Source organism: Sphingomonas sp. S1-29 (genome assembly GCF_026167545.1).
Lineage (GTDB): Bacteria > Pseudomonadota > Alphaproteobacteria > Sphingomonadales > Sphingomonadaceae > Sphingomonas.
The window spans coordinates 1705024-1727334 of sequence record NZ_CP110678.1 but is presented as its reverse complement, the minus strand read 5'-3'; the positions used below and the strand labels follow the sequence as shown (position 1 = coordinate 1727334).

The 22311-nt window shown below is 66.2% G+C and carries 17 protein-coding genes and 2 tRNA genes; 9 read left to right on the top strand and 10 right to left on the bottom strand.

Annotated features, from left to right (window positions below; all coding sequences use genetic code 11):
- Positions 1-23 precede the first annotated feature (23 nt).
- From OKW76_RS08160 to OKW76_RS08150, 3 genes are read right to left on the bottom strand one after another with little or no spacing between them, the layout of a single operon-like run.
- Complete coding sequence (locus OKW76_RS08160; RefSeq protein ID WP_265548435.1) at positions 24-488, bottom strand: RidA family protein; 465 nt, start codon at positions 486-488, stop codon at positions 24-26.
- Positions 489-505: 17 nt separating this feature from the next.
- A complete protein-coding gene (locus OKW76_RS08155) occupies positions 506-1132 on the bottom strand; it encodes an HAD family hydrolase (RefSeq protein ID WP_265548434.1) in 627 nt (208 codons plus the stop codon).
- A complete protein-coding gene (locus OKW76_RS08150) occupies positions 1129-1407 on the bottom strand; it encodes a DUF3572 domain-containing protein (RefSeq protein ID WP_265548433.1) in 279 nt (92 codons plus the stop codon). The genes OKW76_RS08155 and OKW76_RS08150 overlap by 4 nt, the downstream gene beginning before the upstream one ends.
- A gap of 38 nt (positions 1408-1445) precedes the next feature.
- On the opposite strand from OKW76_RS08150, the gene OKW76_RS08145 reads away from it, so the two are divergent.
- A complete protein-coding gene (locus OKW76_RS08145) occupies positions 1446-1808 on the top strand; it encodes a response regulator (RefSeq protein WP_265552844.1) in 363 nt (120 codons plus the stop codon).
- A gap of 42 nt (positions 1809-1850) precedes the next feature.
- Here OKW76_RS08145 and rpmG read toward each other — a convergent pair whose 3' ends face one another.
- Entirely contained in the window at positions 1851-2018 is a 168-nt protein-coding gene (rpmG, locus tag OKW76_RS08140; RefSeq protein WP_033922433.1) for a 50S ribosomal protein L33, read from the bottom strand.
- Positions 2019-2160: 142 nt separating this feature from the next.
- Between rpmG and OKW76_RS08135 the strand changes: the two genes are divergently transcribed.
- Positions 2161-2376: a hypothetical protein gene (locus OKW76_RS08135; RefSeq protein ID WP_265548432.1), complete on the top strand. Its 216-nt coding sequence runs from the start codon at positions 2161-2163 to the stop codon at positions 2374-2376.
- Positions 2377-2391: 15 nt separating this feature from the next.
- On the opposite strand, the gene OKW76_RS08130 is transcribed toward OKW76_RS08135, so the two are convergent.
- Both OKW76_RS08130 and OKW76_RS08125 read right to left on the bottom strand, forming a co-directional pair.
- A complete protein-coding gene (locus OKW76_RS08130; protein WP_265548431.1) occupies positions 2392-4836 on the bottom strand; it encodes an EAL and GGDEF domain-containing protein in 2445 nt (814 codons plus the stop codon).
- 374 nt (positions 4837-5210) lie between these two features.
- Entirely contained in the window at positions 5211-8330 is a 3120-nt protein-coding gene (locus OKW76_RS08125) for an arabinofuranosidase catalytic domain-containing protein (protein ID WP_265548430.1), read from the bottom strand.
- Positions 8331-8794: 464 nt separating this feature from the next.
- Here OKW76_RS08125 and OKW76_RS08120 point away from each other — a divergent pair, with 464 nt between their 5' ends.
- From OKW76_RS08120 to OKW76_RS08095, 6 genes are read left to right on the top strand one after another with little or no spacing between them, the layout of a single operon-like run.
- A complete protein-coding gene (locus OKW76_RS08120) occupies positions 8795-10207 on the top strand; it encodes a hypothetical protein (protein WP_265548429.1) in 1413 nt (470 codons plus the stop codon).
- 25 nt (positions 10208-10232) lie between these two features.
- A complete protein-coding gene (locus OKW76_RS08115) occupies positions 10233-11519 on the top strand; it encodes a hypothetical protein (protein ID WP_265548428.1) in 1287 nt (428 codons plus the stop codon).
- Positions 11520-11562: 43 nt separating this feature from the next.
- Positions 11563-12609: a hypothetical protein gene (locus tag OKW76_RS08110; protein ID WP_265548427.1), complete on the top strand. Its 1047-nt coding sequence runs from the start codon at positions 11563-11565 to the stop codon at positions 12607-12609.
- A gap of 10 nt (positions 12610-12619) precedes the next feature.
- Positions 12620-16657: a hypothetical protein gene (locus tag OKW76_RS08105; RefSeq protein WP_265548426.1), complete on the top strand. Its 4038-nt coding sequence runs from the start codon at positions 12620-12622 to the stop codon at positions 16655-16657.
- Positions 16654-17706 (top strand): polyprenyl synthetase family protein, encoded by a 1053-nt coding sequence (locus tag OKW76_RS08100; protein ID WP_265548425.1) that lies wholly within the window; start codon positions 16654-16656, stop codon positions 17704-17706. The genes OKW76_RS08105 and OKW76_RS08100 overlap by 4 nt, the downstream gene beginning before the upstream one ends.
- Positions 17707-17722: 16 nt before the next feature.
- Positions 17723-18574, top strand: a complete 852-nt coding sequence (locus OKW76_RS08095) for a hypothetical protein (RefSeq protein WP_265548424.1) — start codon at positions 17723-17725, stop codon at positions 18572-18574.
- A 117-nt stretch (positions 18575-18691) separates the two neighbouring features.
- On the opposite strand, the gene OKW76_RS08090 is transcribed toward OKW76_RS08095, so the two are convergent.
- A tRNA-Lys gene (locus tag OKW76_RS08090) sits at positions 18692-18767 on the bottom strand.
- A gap of 16 nt (positions 18768-18783) precedes the next feature.
- A complete protein-coding gene (gene folK, locus OKW76_RS08085) occupies positions 18784-19278 on the bottom strand; it encodes a 2-amino-4-hydroxy-6-hydroxymethyldihydropteridine diphosphokinase (protein WP_265548423.1) in 495 nt (164 codons plus the stop codon).
- Between the two features lie 23 nt (positions 19279-19301).
- Between folK and OKW76_RS08080 the strand changes: the two genes are divergently transcribed.
- Positions 19302-19967, top strand: coding sequence for a uracil-DNA glycosylase (locus OKW76_RS08080; RefSeq protein ID WP_265548422.1), 666 nt, complete (start codon positions 19302-19304; stop codon positions 19965-19967).
- Between the two features lie 15 nt (positions 19968-19982).
- Here OKW76_RS08080 and OKW76_RS08075 read toward each other — a convergent pair whose 3' ends face one another.
- The gene (locus OKW76_RS08075) at positions 19983-21830 is read right to left on the bottom strand and encodes a putative bifunctional diguanylate cyclase/phosphodiesterase (protein WP_265548421.1); all 1848 of its coding nucleotides are present in this window, start codon (positions 21828-21830) and stop codon (positions 19983-19985) included.
- Between the two features lie 353 nt (positions 21831-22183).
- Positions 22184-22260 (bottom strand) — tRNA-Pro (locus tag OKW76_RS08070).
- Positions 22261-22311 lie beyond the last annotated feature (51 nt).

Sequence of the window (22311 nt, the reverse complement as noted above, 5' to 3'; positions counted from 1 at the left end):
GCCGCGAAGCCACAGCGCGGGGTTCAGCCGATCTGGACGATCGCGTCGATCTCGACCACCGCACCGAGCGGCAGCACGGGTACCCCGACCGCGCTGCGCGCATGCCGCCCGGCATCGCCGAATGCCGCGATCATCAGCTCGGACGCGCCATTGGCGACCTTGGCCTGATCGGTGAAGCTGCCCGCCGAATTGACGAATACGCCGAGCTTCACGACCCGCACGACGCGCGACAGATCGTCGCCCAGCGCCGCCTTCATCTGCGCGATCAGCATCAGCGCGCAGCGCTGCGCGGCGTGCGCGGCATAATCGAGGTCGCGATCCTCGCCGACGCGCCCGGTCATCAGCGCGCCGTCGTCGAACGGCAGCTGGCCCGAGATGTGGAGCAAATTGCCCGCGATCACCGCGGGCGCATAGGTCGCGACCGGCGCCGCGGGGGTGGGGAGGGTGAGGCCGAGATCGGCCAGCTTCGCTTCGATGGTGTCGCTCATCCCCCCGATGTGCCGGGTCAGGCGGCGGCGGGCAAGCCCGAAGCGAAACGCTCGGCGATCCAGCCGCGCGCGTCGCGCCAGTCGTCGATTCGCGCATGCGCGTGCGCCGCGGCCGGCGTGACGGTGGCAAGATCGGGTTCGGAGATCATGTGCAGCCGGTGGACGCCGGGGGCATGGCGCGCGACCGATTCGTGGTGGACCGCTAGATCGTCGACGAACACCGTCACCGGATGGCCGTGCTCGGCGACCAGCGCCGCGACCGGGTTGCCCTTGCCGCCCTGGTTGCAATCGACGCGGTGCGCGATACCGTGCGCCGCCAGCTGGTCGATTCGATGGCTGCGGCAGTGATCCTTCAGATTCGTGAGGATGACGATATCGGCCTGTTCGGCGAGCGCCGCCAGCGCCTCGCGGGCATGCGGCACCAAGGTCTGCCGCGCCATTTCGGCGGGGAAGAAGCCGTCGAGCATCCCCCACATCTCGTCGCGCACCACGGTGCTGCCGTCGCTCCGCCGGGTCATCGCGGTCGAGAAATCGCCATGCGCGATCGTGAAATCGATATCATGCGCCTCGTCGAGCCAGGTGCGGAAATGGCGCACCATGTGCAACAGCACCTCGTCACAATCGCAAATCAACAACGGCTTCATAGATTCTCCAGCGATTCGCGTGCCTGCACCAGCAGCGCGGGCGAGACGCCGAGCGATTCGGCGCACGCGATCAGATCGGGCTCATGGGCTTCGAGAAAGCCGAGCGCGGCGGCGAGCACCGCGGGATCGCCCGCGCCTTCGCGCAGCGATTGTGGGCTGAGCCCGGTGGTGTCGAGCAGCCGCTCGGCGCGCCGGGGGTCGCCCAGCGCCCATACCAGCGCCTGCAGCGCGATCATGTGCGAATCGCGGTCGGGATTTGTCTCGCGGATCGGCATCGGCTAGCGCTCACGTCATGCAGGAACAGGCGGTCGACGTGGCAAAGAAGGTGCTGGTTGTCGAGGACAACGAGCTCAACCTGAAGCTGTTCTGCGATTTGCTGCGCGCGCACGACTATATCGCCGAACCGGTGCGCGACGGGCGCGAGGCGGTGGCGCGCGCGCGCGAAGTGATGCCCGACCTGGTGGTGATGGACATCCAGCTGCCGCACGTCACCGGCTATGAGCTGATCCAGCGGATGAAGGCCGATTCGCGGCTGCGTGCGATCCCGATCATGGCGGTGACCGCCTATGCCGGACGCGACGACGAAGACCGGATTCGCGCGGCGGGAGCGACCGCCTATGTCTCGAAGCCGATCTCGGTGATGCGATTCATGGACGAGATACGCGCGCTGGCGTGACCGCCAAATCCCTCCCCCGCGCGGCGGGAGAGGGGCCCCAGATCACTTGATCTTGGCTTCCTTGAATTCGACATGCTTGCGCACCACCGGGTCGTACTTGCGGAACGACATCTTCTCGGTCTGGTTGCGCGGGTTCTTCTTCGTCACATAGAAGAAGCCGGTGTCGGCGGTGCTTACCAGCCGGATCTTGACGGTAGTCGGCTTGGCCATGGCCCAATCCTTGTCTTCGTGATGCCATAAGGCGAAAATGCGAAAGGCGGCGCGCATCGAAGCGGCCGCCGATTGATGCGAGCGCATGCGGCACCGGCGTGCGATTGTCAAGGCGATCGGGAACCGGTGCAGGAGCTGTGGCATGGCCAAGGACAAGAATCGAGCGCTGGTGGCGACCCCTGCATATCAGCGCGCCGAATTTTCGCTGACGATGCCGAGCGGTGCCGAGATGGCGGCGGGAGTGGAGGTCACGCGCGGCGGGATCTTGTCGATCGCGGTGCTGGTATCGGCGATCCTGCTGTCGAGCGCGGCGCTGGTCCGCGCGGCGCGTGTCGAGGAACGATTCGCCGATCGGTGACTCCAGCCTTGCGCTTCAGCCGAGCAACGCGGGAACCGCAGCCGCCGGTACCGCGCGCCCGAACAGATAGCCCTGGCCGTAGGTGCATCCCAGTTCGGACAGATAGCTGGCCTCGTTCTCGCGCTCGATGCCTTCGGCCACCACTTCCTTCTTCAGGCGATGCGCCAGGCCGACGACCGCTTCGACGATCGCCGCGTCGTCGCGCTGCTGGCACATATTGGCCACGAAGCTCTTGTCGATCTTGATCACGTCGACCGGAAACAGTTTCAGATGCGAAAGCGAGGCGAAGCCCGTTCCGAAATCATCGAGCGCGATCTTCACCCCGCGGTCGCGAAGCGCCGCGAGCGTGATCGCGACCTTGTCGGTATCGCGGCCCAGCAGGACGGTTTCGGTAATCTCGAGTTCGACATATTCGAGCGGAACGCCAAGCCGGTTGAACGGGCCGATCACGCGATCGACCAGTTTATCGTCGCGGAATTCTGCGGGCGCCAGGTTGATCGCCACGTGCCCGGGGCACAGCCCGCGATCGATCCAGCCGCGCAAATCATGCGCTACCCGATCGATCATCCGGTCGCTCAGCGCCGCGGCCAGCCGCAGGTCTTCAAAGGCGGCGGAAACCGTGTCGGGGCCCTGGACGCCCAGGGTATCGTGATGCCACCGCATCAACGCCTCGAACCCCGTGATCCGCCGCGTATCGAGCGCGACCTTGGGCTGGTAAAAGGGCACCGCGCGCGCTTCCTTGACGACCATCCGCGCGACGTGGAGCATCGAGGTGCGGCGCTGGATTCCCGCCCGCATCGCGGGTTCGAACACCGAAACCTCGCCGCGCCGGTTACTCTTGCCGACATACAGCGCGATATCGGCCGATTTGAGCAGTTCATCGGCGCAGGCGCCGTCCCTGGGATAGACCGAGACCCCCGCGGTCGCATGGATATCCCAGGCATGCCCGTCATATTCGATGGGGTGCCGAAGCGCTTCGAGCGCCGCCTCGATCAAGCCGGTCAGGTCGGATTGGGGAACCCCCGTCAAGAGCGCCGCGAACTCGTCGCCCCCCAGGCGGCCGACGACGGTCCCGCTGCCAAACGCTGCGTCGAGCCGCGCGGCGAACGCGCGGAGCAGCGCGTCGCCGGCGTCGTGCCCGATCGTGTCGTTGATTTCCTTCAAACGGTCGATGTCGAGCAGCACCAGCGCCACCTCCCGTCCCGGCTTCGACCGCGCGATCGCTTGCTCCAGCCGTTCGGTGAAGCGGAAACGGTTTGCAATGCCGGTCAGTGCGTCGTGGTTGGCGGCCCAGCGAATGCGGTCTTCGGCAGTGCGTTCGTCGGTAACGTCGCGGATCGTCACCACGATACGGGCGAGCTGACCCGATGCCGTCTGCATTCGCCAGCCTGCCGTGCGCATCCATCGCATCGCGTTGTCATCGGCACGCCGCACGCGAACGATGATTTCGGAACGCGCGTCGTTGTCGCCTGCCCACGCAGCATCGACCAGCGCGTCGAGCAGATGGCGATCTTCCGGCACCACCAGCGTCATCGCGGCGGCGACGCTGGGTTCGGTCTCGGGGGGCAAGCCAAGCATCGCCTTGAACTCGCTCGACCATTCGCGGCGGCCCGAGGCTACGTCATGATCCCAAATGCCCAGGTTCGCCGCCTGCGCCGCCAACCTGAAGCGTTCTTCGCTGTGGCGCAGTTCGTCCTGCGCCAGCCGGCGGTCGTGCACGTCCTCGAGCGTGCCATACCATTTCACTACCGCGCCCGCGGCGTCGACCCGCGCCGCAGCGCGTCCGCGAAACCAACGATAGGCGCCGCTGCTCGTTCGCAGGCGATATTCGATGTCGAGCGGCCGTGCATTGGCCACCGAAGCTGCCCATTGCGTTCGCGTCCGGGGAACGTCGTCGGGGTGGAGCGCCGCGATCCAGCTTTCGCCCATCGCATCGGTTTTCGCGATGCCGGTAATCCTGTGCCAGCGCGAACTGACGTCGAGCACCGCGCCGTCGGCGCCGGCGGTCCAGCTGATCTGCGGGTTCAGCTCGACGGTATGCCGGTAATGCTCCTCGTTCTCGCGCAGCTCTTCCTCGGCGTTGCGGCGTGCGGTGATGTCCGACGCGACCACGATGGTCGATTGCGGCTTGCCCGCGGCATCGGCCACGAACGAGACGTGGACGCTGCACCAAATCGCGGTCCCATCGGGCCGGATATAGCGTTTTTCGATTTCGAACGGCGTTACCCGCTCGAAATTCTCGGCGAATATCCGGCTGGATCGCGCGACGTCGTCGGGATGGGTGAACGCCGCGAATTCCAACCCGTCGAGCTGCTGCGCCGAACGCCCGACCAATTTGCAATAGGCTTCGTTCACGATCAATACGCGCCGATCGAGATCGCGGTGCAGGATGCCGACGCGGGCCCGGCTCAGCACCGCCTTCAAATCGGCGTGGGCGATCTGTTCGGCAAGCGGGGTCAACGCGGCGGCAAGCGCTTCACGGTGACGATCGGACAGCGCCTCGTCGGACTCGGCCGGGACATCTTGAGATGCCTTTCGGTTGGGAAGATACTGCACTTCGAAGTCCCAACAGCGGATGGTAAGCTTCGTACGTTCGATCCACCAGATAGCCCCCCAAAGCTTAAGGTCCGGTGAAGTGGGCATCGCTGCGGTTAGCCGCGCGAGCGACTCGGGGCGGCGGTTCGGCTAGCGCCGGTGCCTGCGTCGAGCTCGCGTGCTTCGAGGCGGCGCCTCCCCTCCCTGACAAGGGAGAGGAGGAGCGACCCGGTTGAGCCAGCCGGTTTGCGCTATTGCCGTGCGACTGCCCCCCGCGAGCATGCAAAGGCAGCTTCGCTTTACCGTCGAGCCGTCACCGGCCCCGCGCGCGTGTAGGCGTTTGCCGTACCGGGCGTGGGAAGCTCGGCGCGCACCGCGGCGCCGGCAGCGTGCGCGCGCTGCAGCGGGGTGCGCAAGGTGATGCCGCTGCCCGACACCTTGGTGCCAACGGCATAGGCGCGCGCGAGCGGGGCGGTGAGGGTGATGCGGCTGCCGTCGCGGCCATTCTGCCGCGCCTTCACCACCGCCTCCTCGGCATCGGCACCCTGGCTGAGCGTGATCGCCTGTCCCGCGCCGAACCCGGCGCCGTCGGCGATGTCGATCGCCGTGCCGCCCTGTTCGACCGCGGTGCGCACGACGGTCGCGCCCGAGGTGCCGACATTGGCGATGATGCCGGCTTCCTGCGTGCCTTCGGCTCCGATCGTGATGGCCTGGCCGGGCACGAACCCGGCAACGCTGGCGACGCCGATCGCTTTGGCCCCCGACGCCGCGCCCTGCGGCGCGGTCGTCGCGGGTTGCACGACGAAGTCGTTGCACAGGCTGTCGGTGTCGGCGCCGTCGGGGAAGCGGCCGACGCTGCGATCGGGCGCGCCGGGGGCCGACGCGGCGAGCGCGGTGGCCGGCGCGCTCGGGCCCGATCCCGCGCCGGGGATGACCGCGATGCAGCCGCCTTGGTGCTGGTCGCCCTCGAGCGTCGCGATTTCGGGCATCGTGACCGCGCCGCTCGCGCTAGAATTGCTCTGCTGCGATCCATAGACGATCGCATCGACCAGAATCTTGCCGCTCGGATCGGTCAGGCTGATCGCGCCGCCGCGGATCGAGAGGTCGCCGCCGAACCATTGCTGCGGCGCCGGACCGCGATAGCCCGCGGTCTGGACCTGCGGGTTGGCGACAGGAGCGCCGCGCGGGTGCGCCCGACCGAGCGGGCGATCGAGCGCGATCCCGCTGCCCAGCGCCTGCACCGCATCGCCGCTCTTGTGCGGATGCCGCGTCGCCGGGGAGAAGCTGATCCCGGTCCCTGGGCCGGCGACATCGACGCCCTCCATATTGTCGAACTTGAGCGGCGCGGTGAGCGTCACCCCGGTTCCGTCGGCACCGGGCGACCCGATCGCTGCGACCTTGACCCATTCGAGCCGCTGGCCGGTGCTGAGCGACAGCGTGTCGCCGACCGAGAGGTTCGATACGTCGGCTAGCTTGAGCGTGGTCGCGCCCTGCTTGACAGCGACCGCCAGCGTCGTCTGCGTCGCGGCGGTGCCGACGCGGGTGACCGTGACGACCTCGGGATTGCCGCCGGCGTCGATGCTCATCTTGTCGCCCACCGCGAATCCGGTCGCATCGGCGACGGGCAGGGTGGTCGAGCCGGCGGGAACGGTAAGCCAGGGGCCGGTCGATACCGGGATGAAGATCGTCGTCGGCACCGTTGCTGCGGTTCCGACGCTGGCGATCCGGCGGGTTTCGCCGGCGATCGCGATCTGCTGCCCGGTCGCGAAGCCTTCGGTGCTGCGCACGTTGATCGACCGCGCGCCCGCCGCGGCTGGCACCGCCAAGCCAGAAGGCGCCAGCCCCAGCAGATAATGCTTGCCCGCTGCCAGTTTGGTCCCCGCCGGGATGGTCGCCAGCGGTTCGGAGGCGAAGAAGGTGCGCGTGTTGGTGAGCTGCCAGTTCGAGATGTCGACCGCGCGATCCGACGCGTTGTAGAGCTCGACGAACTGGTCGGTCGCGTTGCCGCCGGTGGCGAAGCGCACCTCGTTCAGCTTGACGGGCTGCGCGCTTCGCACGCGTTGCAGATTGGTGTCGGCCTGGCGTCCGCCGGCGCCGCGCCAATCGGCCTTGGCGGTGAGGAAGCCCGCGCTGGCCGCTGCGGGCGAGGTTATTTCGAAGGTGGTTTGCACGCTGGCGCCGGGGGCGACGCGCGCGAAGCTGGCGGGGGTCGTCGGCGTCGCGGTCCAGCCGCTCGGCAGCGCGACGCTCAGCGCGACGTCGGCGGCGGGCGCGGGCGCGGTGTTGCGGAAGGTGGCGGTGAGCGTGGCACCGACGCCGGGGCGCAAGCTGGTCAGCCGCGTCTGGGTGAGCCGGGGCAGATCGTAGCGCGCGGCGACGACATTCGCCTGCACTGCGTCGGTGACCGCGTCGCTCGGATGGCCCGCGGTCATCACGCCTTCATAGAAGGTGCCCGCAGAGCCATTCCCGTTGTCGCCGCCATTTCCCATCTGGATCGCGCCCTTCTTGCGCATCGGGAAATAGGCGTTGTTCTCGCGCGAGCCCGGACGGACGCCTTCGTAGAAGGTGCTGAGCGCGCCGCTCTGGGCATCGCCGCCGCGCAGCTTCCAGAAGTTGCGTCCACCGCCGCCGAACACCCCGGTGACGAAGCGCCAATCGATCGACGGGTTGGCGGTGTTGACGCCGGCGTCATAGCCCGAGAACAGCCCCGCCTCCATGTCGGACATGATCCAGGGGCCCTTGCCCGATCCGCTGCCCCAGCCGCTCGAGGTGCCGAAATAGACGCTCTCCATCGTGCCGGTGCCGACCGCGAGCCCGTTGGTCGATGCGTTGCCATAGTTGAAGCAGCAGCCGTTGCTGTAATGGTCGCCCGCCACCACGACGTGGATTCCCGCGGCCTCGTCGTCGATCGGCAGGTCGCGCGCATTGTTGTTGCGAAAGCCCATGCCCGGCATGACGTAGACGCCATACGCCTTGCGGCCGCCGCCGATGGCGATCGGTGCCATGTCGGCGATCGGCAGCGCGTTGAAAGCACCCTTGGCGGGCCCCGGATATTTCGGCCCGGGCGGCGCCTGGTACAGGTCGTTGCCCTTGCCCGACTGGTCGTAGAGCTTGGTGATCACGCACAAGGTGCCGGCGCAGAACCGGTCCTGCGCGGCGGCATCGGCATAGCCATCGGGCAACACGCCGATGTCGAGCAGCGTGTCGTCCGACCGTCGCATGATCTGATAGAGCGGGCCGGCGTAGCGCGACAGCAGCACGCGCGTGGTGCTGTGCGCCGAGACGCACGGCGTGCCCGCGGCATTGTACAGGTCGCAGGGGCCCTGGGGGAGGTCGGCAACGGGGCGCGCCGGGGCGGTGGTCGCGGGGCCGCTGCTTGCGAGCGCCAAGGCGATCGCGAGCGCTGAGGTTTCGAGCATCTGTTCCCCTTCGGACGTGTAGAACATGGGGGCCTCGCCTATCGGTGCGGCCCGACCGCGACCGTATCGCCCGCCGCGCGGCTTGGCGACCGCCCAGCACATGGCGCTGCCAAGCCGGGACGGTCGCAAAGACTTTCCGACCCGGGCGACAGATCGACAATCGCTCAGGGTTCTGTTCCGCCTTCGAGGCGTCATTCTATAGTGCGCCAAAAACCAACAACTAGTTCAAAATGGCGACATATGATACTTGCCAAGACGAAGACCAATGGGAGCCCGCCGTCTTTCCACAACGGTTAATCAGGCATTATCACAACTATATGGCTTCAAATCTCTATTCACATAAGGGGTTGCGATTGGTATCCATTAACGTGCGACATTTGAATGCGCGCGTATCTAGTGGATAGGCGCGCTTCCATTAGTCTGGAGCGTTCTGGCAAGCGGCGGTGAATAGATAGGGGGCGGTGATGGCTGGAGGGGTTGCGGCGTTTTTGCTCAAGCAGGCGTGGAATCTTTTGTGGAAGCAAGGCACGCCTTATTATCTGCCCACGGTGCTGGTCGACGGTGCTTCGGGCGACGGGCATTTGGTTCCGCCGCTGGGTAATCGCCCGGTCCCCGATCTCGGCCCCTTCGGCCTGTTCGGCGATTCGACGTTCGGCGAGGTCAATCTGGGCCTGAGCGGTGCCAGCATCGGCGGGCTCGGCACCGCCGCGAACGGCGGGTTCACCTATGACGAAACCAGCCAGATCTTCACCGCGACCATCCGGTGGCAGGGGCTGTCGTACGCGGGCAGATACGCGGTGACGGGCAACGGGCTGCTCGGCTGTGCGGCGGCGGGCGCGAGCGGGCTGATGAAGATCATCCCCGGTCTGCAGGTTGGGGCGTCGGCGGTGGGCGACGGCGACGGCGACGCGCGGCTCCAGCAAGCGCGCGAGTATCGCGACCAGCTGGTCCAGACCCCTGCGGGCCTCGAGATGGTCGGCCAATATTACGACAACAACTGGGCGATGAACGAGGTCGTCCGCGGCCAGAACGTCTTCACCAGCTATATGAGCCAGAACCGCCCGATCTCGGCGGGGCTGGCCGACCAGACCGCGGCGGCGGCGGCGGCGCCCGACGATCCCACCAAGACCGTCGGCGACACCGCTTATTATGCGAGCTCGATGATCCGCCAGGTGATCTTCGAGCGCGCCTGCCAGAATGCGGGGGGCAATGGCGCGGACGATCCCTTCGCCGATGCCGCCAAGGCGACGCTGTCGTTCAAGGGCGTGGTGAACGCCAGCTACACCGGGCCGGTGACGGTGGGCAAGGTGATGACCGAGGTGTCGTCCGCCCCCGCCGGCGCGCTGCGCAGCCATTTGCTGGCGGCGTCGCGGCAGGAATCGACCGACATCGCCCCCGTCGGCGCCTTCCGCAACGAAGCGGCGCGACAAGTATATATCCAGGCGCACGAAGAGGCTCAGGCCTTCATCCGCGACTATGAGCAAAGCGACGGGCCCAACCGGCTCTTTTCCGAGCTGGCGGCGCTGGGCGGCGACATGCCGATCGGATCGGGAACCTTCTCCGATACCTTTCCGGTGCCCGACGTGGTGATCACCGGCACCGTCGCGGTCACCGGCGACCCGAACAACCCGCAGCTCACGGTGACGCTCACCAAGCTGACCGCGACCCTGCCGGACATCGCCATTGCGCTCAGCAGCGGTGGTAGCTGGCCCTATCCCAACCTCTACGACAAGGTCACCCAGGCGCTCGCCAATGCGGGCTTCGTCCACGATCTCATCCGCAGCAAGCTGGGCGACAAGCTCGGCGATCCCACCGTCCTGACCTATCTCAGCAATCGCATCAACGATGCGATCAACAAGGCCTTGGGAGACTTCTGACCGCATATTCTTTGGGGGTACCGTTATGAACGATGTTTGCCTGGGCATCAGCCAGGACCAGCTGAATCAGATACTTGCCAGCGTTTACGACAAGACCCACGCGCAACTCTTCAAGGGCAATGCCTCGCTCGATTTCCAGGGCACGACGGTAAACCTCACCTACGACATCGGCGCGCCGCCGCTGGTAAATCTGTCGGCCGGACTGCACCTCGAATCGGCCGCCCAAGCGGTGCTGACGGCGGCGGCAAGCCATCCCGAATTCGCCAACGCCAATGCCGAGTTCGTCCCCCAGGACCATGTAGAAACCGTCGCGGCGCTGCTCGTCGACGCCCCCGGCCTCACGATCACGCTCAACCCGATCGTGATCACCTTCAGTTCGGGGCCCGAAAGCGCGCCGATGACGGTGTCGTCGGTGACGCAGGCGACGCTCACCTCGTCGGGCGGCAAGATCGGCTTCAACGTGATTTCCACCGCGGTCACCTCGGGGGGAACGCCGTTCCAGCAATGGCTCACCACCAAGTTCATCCAGCCCAAGATGAACCAGATCATCCAGCAGGCGCTGGGCGGCGTATCGTTCGCGATCCCGTCGATCCCGGGCGTACCGGTCAGCCCGTTCAGCGTGGGTATCGTCGGCGGCAACCTGCTTGCGGTCGCCAACGTCAACGGCGGCCAACCGCCGGTGCCGACCCAGCCGGTGCCGGGGCTCGGCCAGCCCTTCTTCGTGTCGCTCGACAACGCCGCATTGCAGGCCGCCGCGCAGGCGGCGATCGGCAACGGCGTAGCGCTTAACGGCGGCGATTCGAGCGGCGGCAGCGGCTTCAGTGTCCACTACAACTACTCGTTCCGCGCGGTGAACCCGCAGGTCCAGGCGCAGGGCAACCAGATCGCGGCGACCTTTTCGGTGGCCGGGTCGGCCGGCGCGGGTGCCGAGGTGTTCTGGGTCGATATCGGGATCGGCGTCGACGTCGGCACCAGCCCCAATCCCACGCTGATCGCCAATGTCGTCCCGCGCGGCAACAGCGTGTCGATCGTCAGCGATCATGCGCAGGACTTCAACATCGACGTCAACCTGAGCGGGTCGGTGGGCAAGCTGGTCGGCTGGATGGTCAATTGGCTGCTCTCGTCGATCGCCAACGCGCTCAAGCCGCAGATCCTGGGCTATCTCGGCGGGATTAACTTCGCGACGCTCGACATTCCGGCGATCACCCAGCCGATCGGCGACACCTCGATCACGATCACGCCATGGCTGACCAACACCACCGGCGGCGGTGGCGGGGTCATCATCCTCGGCGGCAACCTGGCGGCATCATAGCGCGCGCGCAGGCGCGGTTTGCGGGCGACGGTCTTGGGGGGGCGTGCATGGCGACGATCCGATTTTTATCCTGGACATCCAGGTCTATGGGCCGAAGAAATACGGCCTGTCGGCCAACAATGCGAACCTCGCCTATCTGGTCGGCGCGATGATCGCGCACACCGGGGCGCAGGTGGTGCTGCTCCAGGAACTGATGACGTCGATCGCCGAAGCGGTGGCGTTCACCGCCGCCGAAACCTGTGCGGTCGCGACGGGCAAGCAATGGCGCTACATCGTCCTGCAGGCGCGGCCCGAGAAGGATCGCGAATCCTACGCGATCCTGTTCCAGAGCCAGGACGCGCAGTTCGCGCCGGTCGCCAACGGCTTTGGCATCGCCTCGGGCGATTTTCCGACCAAGGACCTTACCAAGGGCGGGCGGCGCCCCGCTTATGTCTATTTCCGCACCACCGACACCAACACCGTGTTCGTCGCGACCAGCTATCATGCGCCGCCCAGCGGCAACACCTCGCTGGGGGTCAAGCGGCTCGGCCAGATGCCCGAAATCTACAGCATCAATCCCGGTGGCACGGGGGTGCTCAACACCAATTCGCGGGTGATGGGCGGCGATTACAACATGCCGCTACCCCTCAACGCCGACCTCTATACCTGGCTCACCGATCCGGTGCCGGTGCCGCCGCCCCCTACCACGGCAGGGCAGGGCGCCGGCTCGGCCGCCGCGGTGGGTGACCCGACCATCCTCGCCACGTGGGCCGAAGTGACCAAGGCATGGGGCGACGATCCGCGCAATTGGCACAGCGATCCCGCCTGGTACGTCCAGAAGGACAATTGCCTCGACAACCTCTTCTGCCGCCCCGCGGCGACGCGGGGCGGGGTGGTCGATGCGCTGGGCATCCTGATGGATACCGGATCGGGCCCGAGCCGCTTCGCCCAGAAATTCATCACCCAGAAGGACGGTTCGGAGCAATTCCCGCACGCTTCGATGCTCGGCTATCCGATGAACAAATGGCTCCAAAGCGCGCCCTATGCCTACATCTTCTACCGCAACGCTGTCAGCGATCATCTGCCCGTCTGGGCGGACGTAACGATCTAGGAGGTCGACCGTGAGCCCGCAGGACATCGAAGCCATCCTTCAGCCGCACCTCGACGGCGGCACGCTCAAGCTGCCGGTCGATGCCTTCGGCGCGGGCGTCATCGCCAAAACGCTTGGGGCCTATCTACCGAGCGGCGCGACGCTCGACATCGTCGATGCCGAGCTCACGCCCGGCACCCAGGACGTCACCGTTCGGGGCAAGGGCAGCGTCGCGCCGTTCGCCGGCACCACCGTCACCGCGGTGTTCGACGGATCGGGGAGCGAGGTCCAGCTGCTGTTGACCGCCACCGCGCCGTCGGCCTGGCGGTTCGACACCGCCTTCGATCAGCTCGGCGGCTCGGTGCTCACCGAACTCGACTATTCGGACGTCACGCTGGTGCTATCGACCAGCGCGCCGGCGGCCAGCGCGCTCACGCTCGCGACCACCGCCAAATTCAACGGCGATATCGGCGTGATCGGCTGGCTGCTCGGCAATATTTTCAGCTTCGCGCTGAAGGGGCCGATCGCGATGAGCGGCAACGTGCCGGTGTTCACGCTGCAGGCCGACATCGCGCAGGTCAGTCTCGAACCGCTCGGCACGTTGGCCCCGGCGTTCCAGATCGCTTCATCGGCGATGACCTGGTACGATCATCAGGGCGCGGCGCAAACCGCGGCCAAGGTGACGCTCGGGCTGGCCGCCAATATGACGGTCAAGCGCAAGAAGGTTCCGATCTTCATCGATCTGTCGACACCCAAATCGGTGGTGGCGATCGAGGCCGATCTGAGCGCCGCCGCCAATCTCGCGCTTGCCGATCTGGGCAGCCTGGCGGGCGGTGCCGATCTCGCCTCCTATGTGCCGAGCGATAGCGGTTTTCCGGGAATCAACGCGGTCGCGGGCTTGAGCTTCCAGCTCAATCCCGCGCAGCAGAAGATCGTCTCGATCGCGGTGCAGGCGGCGGTATCGGGCGATTGGCCGATCATCCGCGGGGTGACGTTGACCGGCGGGCGGATGTCGTTCGCGGTGCTCGATCCGCTCGGCGCGCTCCAGGTCCTGGCATCGGTCGAGGCGACGGCCAGTTGGCCGGGCGGCACGCTGGGCGTGGGGGTGGCGATCGCCAAGACATCGTCGGGGCTCACCGGTACGCTGTATGCGGCGCTGCGCGAGGGCTCGGTCGTCCATATCAACGACGTGATCGACTATTTCCTGAGCGTCGACATCCCCGCGACGCTCGACCTCGATGGGCTCGATCTGGGGATCACCGTTCCCTCGCTCGACTGGTATTTCGATACGTCGCTGTCGGGCAACTGGACCCTGCCGCTCGGCTTCACCTCGGTCGCGCTCACCGGCGCATCGGCGCAGCTCGAGCATAATGGCGGCGCGACGACAGGGACGATATCGGCGACCGCTACCGTTGCCGACATCGATTTCGACGCGACCTGGAACCTCCACGAGCAATTCACGCTCACCGGCAAGTTCCCCGACATCAACCTGACCGAGCTCGGCAGCAAGCTGACCGGCACCAGCACGCCGAGTGGGCTGCCGGTGGTGACGATCACCCACGCGCAGGCCAGTTTGACGATCGCCAACGAGCAGCGCGCGCCGGTGACGCGCGCGGCGCAGTGGCTCGTGGCGAGCGACGGCGGCAAGATGTATGATTTCATGCTGTCCGCTACCGCGACGGCGAACGGCCATGACCTGGGCTCGGGCTTTTTCGAGGTTCGCCGCACCGCCAAGTCGACCGGCTTTGTCGTCGGTTTCGCGGTTCCCGAGGCGTGGTCGCCGGGCGACCTGTTCCCGCCGCTGGCCGACTTGTTCAGCGGGCTGAGCTTCCGCAACACAGGGTTGATCGTTTCGACGATCGCGGCTGACAAGCTGACGCTGCCCAACCTCACGATGCCGGTGCCGACGCCGCTCCCCGCCGGCGTCACCGCGTTCACGACGCTGCAGCTCAAGGGCGATGGGCTCGATCTGCTCAAGAAGCTCTTCACCGCCGACGTGACGCTCAACCTCGTCGCGCAGATCGACTCGACCACGCCGGCCAAGTCGCTGATCAAGGCCTCGCTGCCCTCGTTCGAGGTGAACAAGGATTTCACCTTCAAGGAACTGGCGGTGGTGCTCAAGCCCGGCGCGGCCGAGTTCGACCTCGTCGCCGCCGCCGCGCTCAAGATCGGCGGCGAAACGCTCGTCATCGCGGGGCAGGGCAGCATCAAGCTCGAGCCGCCCGCGGTCGCATTCGACCTGGCGGTGGAGAATTGGCCCAATCCGTTCGGCATCGCGGGGCTGACGGTCGCCAACGCCGGCGTGGCGGTCGTCATCGGCGGCACCGGCGTGACGATCGGCATGCTCGGCAGCTTCGTGATCGGCACCGCGCCGCGCCAGTTCACCTTCACGATCGGCGCGTCGATCATCGATTTCGAGGTGCCCGGCGCGCTGCTGTTCGGGCTCGACGCCAGCGATCAGGCGCTCAAGCTCACCGACCTCATCACCGAATTCACGACGCTCGACCTTTCGAGCGTGCCGGTCCTCAACGGGATCGCGTTCAAGACGATCGATCTCTACATCGTCGACGATCCCAACGGCTTCAAGATCGGCAATCAAAGCTTCCAGCCGGGCATCCAGGTGAAGGCCGACGTGCTGTTCTACGACTGGGAAGTGATCGTCGACGTCGCGGTCAATCAGGATCGCGGCGTATATGCGATGGGCAATGTGAATTTGCCGATTAAGCTGGGCGATGACCTGCTCGTGATCTCTGACTTCCAGGGGACCAAGGGGCCGTCGTTCCTGATCGATACCGCGGCATTTACCAGCGGCGTGGCGCTGGTGGCGCGCGATGCGCCGCGTTTCAGCACGCTCCACCGCGACTCATCCATCTCGACGCTCGCGCTGGCGCACGACCTGGCGACGCTTCCCGCCGTCGATCGGCGACCGTTGCTGGCGGGCGAGGCTGCGACCTATCTCGAACTGTCGGGCAATGTGAAGCTGCTGGGCGGTGCGATCCAGGACAAGGTCTATCTGAAGGCGAGCCGCGATACGCTCGACTTCGAATATGACTTTACCTTCCTGGGGATGACCGAGCAGCTGAGCTGCCACCTGAGCATGGCCAAGATGAGCCTTGCCGCATCGGCGAAGTTCGGCTTCTCGCTGAAGATCGACCTGCCGGCCTACAAGATCAACGGCCTTACGGTGATCCCCCCGATCCATATTCCGGGGGTTGCGGCGGGGCTGACGCTGGGGGCGGGGCTCGCGCTGAGCCCGGTTGGCGGTTCCTTCTCGATCGGGCTGTCGTTCAGCTATGCCGGGCAGAACTTCACCCCCAACTTCACCCTCACCCTAACCGACATAACCCACGCGATCGGCAATCTGTGGGATGCGATCGCGACCTGGCTGAAGAACAACGTCAAATTGCTATACGCCAACATCCTGTCGTCGCTGGAAAATTTCGCTGCCGCGATCGCTTCGGGTTTGATCGCGTTCGGCAACGATCTAGTCGCTGCGGCCAAGGCGATGATGGCCGCGTTCGACGCCTCGATCGAGCAAATCGGGCAGGTGTTCAAGCAGCTCGGCAAGACGTTCGAGGATGCGTGCAACGCGATCGCCGAAGCGTTCGGCAAGACCGCAGCCGCGGTTGCGAAGGCGCTCGATGACATATGGGCCGCTGCGAAGGGCTGCGCGATGCAAGGCGCCGCGCCGCTGATGCACGCGACGTCGCTCGGCGAAGAGGGAGACCGTCAGCGCGACGATGGTTTGCGGCTCGCCGTGGCGTATGAGCTGCGCTGGCGCCAGGCGCTGTTCGACATGGCGGCGTTGCCTGGCGGACGCGAATTATTGTTCCACTATTATCTCCACCAGCACGAGATCGTCCGGCTGATCACGATCGAAGGCCGCAACCGCGTTTTGCCTGCCACCAAGGACGCCGATCACCCGCTCCGCGAGCTCGGTGATCGGCTTGCGGCGATTCGGCCCAACGCGTCGCCGGAGTTGGCCAAGTCGATCGAGACGATGCTCGCCATTGCCGAGCCATATGTCGATCGCGACTATGCGCTCGCGCTCGAACTGCTCGCAGCGTGAGCGCGAGCGATCCGCTGAGCGACGCTTGGTCGCTGCTGGGGGGCGAGCGCGCGCGCTTCGACGCGGGGCTGCTCGACGCGCTGTACCCCCAGCGCCGCTACCTGACCGAGATCGAGCGCGCGACCTATTGCGGGGGCAAGAAGCTGCGCCCGTTGCTGTTGCTGCTGTCGGCGCGCATGTGCAGCGCACAGGAAGATGGGCCGTTGCCCGCCAAGGCGATCCAGGCCGCGGTCTCGCTCGAGATGCTGCACACCGCCACGCTGATCCACGACGACATCATCGACGAGGCGGCGCAGCGCCGCGGGGCGCCGTCGACGGCTGCCGCGCGCGGGACCAAGACCGCGATCCTCATCGGCGATCTGCAGTTCGTCCAGGCGATCCGCGTGTTTGCCGCGAGCGTCGAAACCCAGCGCGACATGCAGTTGGTCAATCACGTGCTCGATGTCGGATTCAAGCTGTGCTGCGGCGAACTCGACGAGCTCGACATCGATTCGACGCGTTCGATCGACGAACTGCGGATGCGGTATTTCCGCACGATCGACCGCAAGACCGCGACGCTTTTCGGCTTTGCGTGTGAGGCGGGTGCGACGCTCGCCGATGCAGGGCAGCGCATGATCTATGCGCTCAGCCAGTTCGGCTGGAACGTCGGGCGCGCATTCCAGATCATGGATGACGTGCTCGATTTCCTGCATCCCGAGTCGTTGGCGGGGAAGGGAGCGCATGCCGATTTGCTGGCGCAGCGGATGACGCTGCCGATCATCTTAGCGCTGCCCGAGTTCGAGCCCGATCATGTCTTGCACCGCGTGGTGCGCGGCGAAAGCACCGATGTCGAATCGATCGCCGCGGCGGCGCGTGCGGTCACCGATTCGGCCGGGTTGATGCGCGCCTATGCCCTCGCGCGCTCCTATACCATACTCGCCATCGGCCAGCTCAACCTCGTGCCCGCCGGTCCGCATCGCGATGCCGCGGAGGCGATCGCCTATCATGTGGTCGATCGTCCTTTCCTGGCCTCTTCAAACCAGCCCGCCGCCGATCGCGCCGTGGCTTGATCGAGGAACCCAATTGATGACCGCATCGCCTGATCCGATTCTCCAGTTCTTCCTCTCGACCTTCTACAAGAAGACGACCGATCCCACTTCGGACTATTATCTTCCCAAGCTGGTGCAGCAGCAGAGCAACCCGGTCGTCGAGCCCTATGTGATCGACGGCGGCTGGCCCGATCTGAAGGTCGGGCCGCAGGCGGTGACCGGGGCGCAGATGATTTGCGCCGGCACGTCGCCGCCCAGCAAGACCAGCTTCGGCATCCCGGCGGACGGCGCGATACCGATCCTCAACCTGGCATCTATCAGCGGCGTGAGCTTTCCGCAGGCGATACCGTTCCAGCTGGTGGGCATATCGAACATGCTTGCCGACCCACCGTTGGTCACCGATGGCGACAATATCTCGGCGAGCGCAACGCTCGGCACGATCGGGAGCTGGCCGATCAAGTCGTTTCAAATTCAGGGTAATTTCTCGATCGACCAGCGTTGCTGCCAGAGCGACGACGGCACGACCTGTCTGATCGGTACGCAATATGCACCGCATGGCGAGGGAACCTTCATCGCCACCTTCGCGAAAGCCAAGGCGACCGCGCAGGCGAGCGCAACGGTTTCGCCCGACGGGTCGACGCTGGTGGTGACGGTAAACCAGCTGAGCTTCGCCGCCGATCCTGCCGACCTGTCGGTCGCCGTCGTCATCTATTCGATCGGCGATCCGACGTGGCGCGATACCTACAGCAAGACCGCGCAGCAGATATTCGAGGACAAGGGCACCAAACAGTCGATGATCGGCCAGATCTCCGACACGCTTAATTCGCCCAATATCCGTTCGAGCTTCCAGGCGGTGATCAACAATGCCCTGCGAGGGTTGTTCGGCTGAGGACGCCGGCGGTTCAGCAGCCGCGCATGGGTGATCGTCCGGACGGCGATTCGTGGCCGATTACCGGTGCCCGGTTGGGGCTGTGGCAATGCCAGGTGGTGCCGATGGGGCGAAGCTTGGTGGGCCCGTCGGGGCTCGAACCCGAGACCTACAGATTAAAAGTCCGTTGCTCTACCAACTGAGCTACGGGCCCGACCAAGACGGCGCACCTAGGGTCGCGCGCGCTTGCGGTCAACCGGGCGTACGCGCGCGAGCCTGGCGGCGAGCTGCGCCAGCGTCAGTCCGGTAACGGGATCGCGCCAGCGGGGGGCGATCGCCGCGGCGGGGGACAGGACGAAGTCGCGGGCGCGGAACGCGACGTGCGGGATCGCCAGCGACCGCGCGGTGAAGATGCCGCCTGCCCAAAGGATGATGTCGAGATCGAGCACGCGGGCGCCCCAGCGCTGGCCCGGCCGCCTGCCGAACCCCGCCTCGATCGCCTTGAGCGCACCCAGCATCGCGGGGGGTGGCAGATTGCTCCGCACCAGCACCGCGCCATTGGCGAAGCGGCGGCGAGAGGGGCCGATCGGCGCGGTCTCGACGATCGGTGCGGCGGCGATCACGCCGGGCAACGCCGCCATCGCCGCCGCGAGCGTCGCGCGCGGACCGCCGTGGCGGCTCCGCCGGTTCGAGCCGAGCGCGATCAGATAAGTTGCTTCCTGCACCGCCATGCGCCTATCGCGCCCCGATGTTTGCGCCAAGCCCACTCCCCAATTCCGAACCGCCGCACGATTGCCCGCGCTGCCCCCGTCTCGTCGCCTTTCGCGAGGCGCTGCGGATCGAATATCCCGGCTGGTGGAACGCGCCGGTCAACGCGTTCGGGGATCCCGACGCGTGGCTCGGGATCATCGGCCTGGCGCCGGGCAAGCACGGTGCCAACCGCACCGGCCGCCCCTTCACCGGCGACCATGCCGGGATGCTGTTGTTCGAAACGCTCGCCAAGTTCGGGATGGCGTCGGGCATCTATGAGGCGCGGCCCGACGATACGCTGCGGCTGGAGGGCGTGTGCATCATCAACGCGGTCAAATGCCTGCCGCCCGAGAACAAGCCTACCCCTGAGGAAATCCGCACCTGCCGCCCGTTCCTGGAAGGGCAGATCGCCGACCTCGGCCCGCCGCGCGTCTTCGTCGCGCTCGGCCAGATCGCGCATCAGTCGGCGGTGAAGGTGCTGGGGGGCAAGCTGCCCAAGGCCAAGTTCGGGCATCTGGCCGAGCATCGCATGCCCGGCGGGCAGGTGCTGATCGATAGCTATCACTGTTCGCGCTACAACCAGAATACCGGGCGGCTGACCCCGGCGATGTTCGAAGCGGTGTTCGCGCGGGCGCTGGCGGTGCGGCGCGAGCTGGCCGCGTAGCGCATCCGCCGCGGCTTACTGGCGGCGTCTGAAGGGCGAGATGTTGGTCGCGGACTGCGCGGCGCCAAGGGCCGCCGGATCCTGCGATTGATGGAGCAGCAGGTCGGTCGTCGCGTCGCGATCGACCGCGCGCGAGAACAGATAGCCTTGCCCCAGATTGCAGCCGATCGCCGCCAGCTGCGCGGCCTGGGCTTCGGTCTCGATGCCTTCGGCAACGACGCGGATGTTGAGCTTCCCCGCGATCTGCACCAGCCCCTCGACGATCGCGATGCTGTTGTCGTCGGGGGAGAGGCGGTCGACGAAGCTCTTGTCGATCTTGAGGATGTCGACCGGCACCGTCAGCAAATGCGTCAGCGAGGCATAGCCGGTGCCGAAATCGTCGAGTGCGACCTTCATCCCCTTGGCGCGCAGCCCCTCGATCGATGCCTGCACCAATTGGTCGTCGTCGCCCATATAGACCGCTTCGGTCACTTCGAGGATCACGTGCTTGAGCGGTACGCGCTGGCGTTCGAAGGTATGCGCCAATATCTTGTCGAGCGCACCCTCGCGGATGTCGGCCGATGATATGTTGATGCCGACATGCTGAAAGGGGATACCCATGTCGAGCCAGCGCCGCACGTCCCGGGCGACGATCTCCATCATCCGCGCGGTGAGCGCGGTCGCGACATGCGCGTCCTTGGTGGCCTCGTGAAATGCAGCGGCAGCCACCACCCGGTCGCCCATCCGCATCCGGCATAGCGCCTCAACCCCGACGATTTCGCGGGTGTCCAGGCGGATGACCGGTTGGTAGAAGGCGTCGATCCGATCGTCGCGCAACGCGGCGTCGACATCGCGGATATCGCCGAGCCGACGGGTCATCGTCGAGCCGAGCCCAGGCCAATAGCGCACGAACCCGCCGCGCCCGGTTTCCTTGGCATGGTACATCGCGAAATCGGCATGCTGGCGCACGCGTTCGGGCGCCCGGTCACCCGCCGACAGCACCGCGCCGCCGATCGTGGCGCGCGGCACGATGATCTGCGGGCCGCAGATCGCGGGTTCGGCGATCGTGGCCAGGATCCGCTCAGCGGTGCGATCGAGGTCGCGGAGCGCGCTCTTGGTCTGCAGGATGATCGCGAATTCGTCGCCGCCGATCCGGAACACGCGCTCGGGCGCCACCGCGTCGGCGATCCGATCGCCCGCGGCGCGCAACAGGCAGTCGCCGACATCGTGGCCGAAGGTGTCGTTGACGATCTTGAGGTTGTCGAGGTCGATCATCAGCATCGCCCAGTCGCCCGGCACCGCGCAATCGAGCGTCGAAAGCGTCGCTTCGAACGCCGCGCGGTTGGCGAGGCCGGTGAGCTCGTCGGTGAAGGCGCGGCGACGATGCTCGGCCACGCGGCGTTCGCGATCGAGCGCGATCAGGCACAGATGCGTGCAGTTGCGCACGAGCTCACGCTCGCCCTTGGTCGGCCCACGATGTTCGCGGAAGTAAAAGGCGAAGGTGCCGACCGGATGGCCGCCGCGTTCGAGGATCGGGCTCGACCAGCAGGCGAGCAGCCCCAGCGGCTCGGCGAACTGCTTGTAGGATGCCCAGCGGCGATCGTTCGCGATGTCGGTAACGGCAATCTCATGCCCCAGAAACGCCGAGGCGCCGCACGAGCCTACATCGGGCCCGATCGCTACCCCTTCGGCGAGCGCCGCGAAATCGGCGGGCAGGCTCGGCGCGGCGAGCGGGTGCATGATCCCTGCAGCGTCGACGGTGATGATCGAACAGAGTGTCCCCGGCGATGCCTTTTCAGCTTCGATGCATAGACGTGCGGCGGTTTCCTCGAGCGGTTCGCCGGTCGCTATCATTTCGAGGATGATATTCTGTAACTCTAACATACACTTATACGATGGTACCAGCGACCGGGGCGGGGGAGTCAAATACATGTAGCGACAAGATACGAGCCAAATTCTGGAACGGACGAACGTCAAAGCAATTGACTGACAAGCTTATTGCATGGGTAGCACGACAGGATTGCTGCGTCGGCGACCCCCCGCCCTCGCGTCAATAGTCCATGCTGTTCCCGATCGCATGATGCGCCTTTCGGGTTAATGAATAGGCTAACATCGTCGCAATGATTGCACCGGCAACGGTCAGGTCGGCGATGTGGTTGTGCTGGTGGCCGATACCTGAAGCATCGGCGGCGGGCTATGTGCCGCAAGGGGGGTGATCCACCGCTCCCCGGAAGTTTTGGTCGGGGCGACAGGATTCGAACCTGCGACCCCCACACCCCCAGTGTGATGCGCTACCAGGCTGCGCTACGCCCCGACCGAAGGCGGGCGTCTAGGCCGAAGCGGAGCAGCGCGCAAGAGGGCAGCG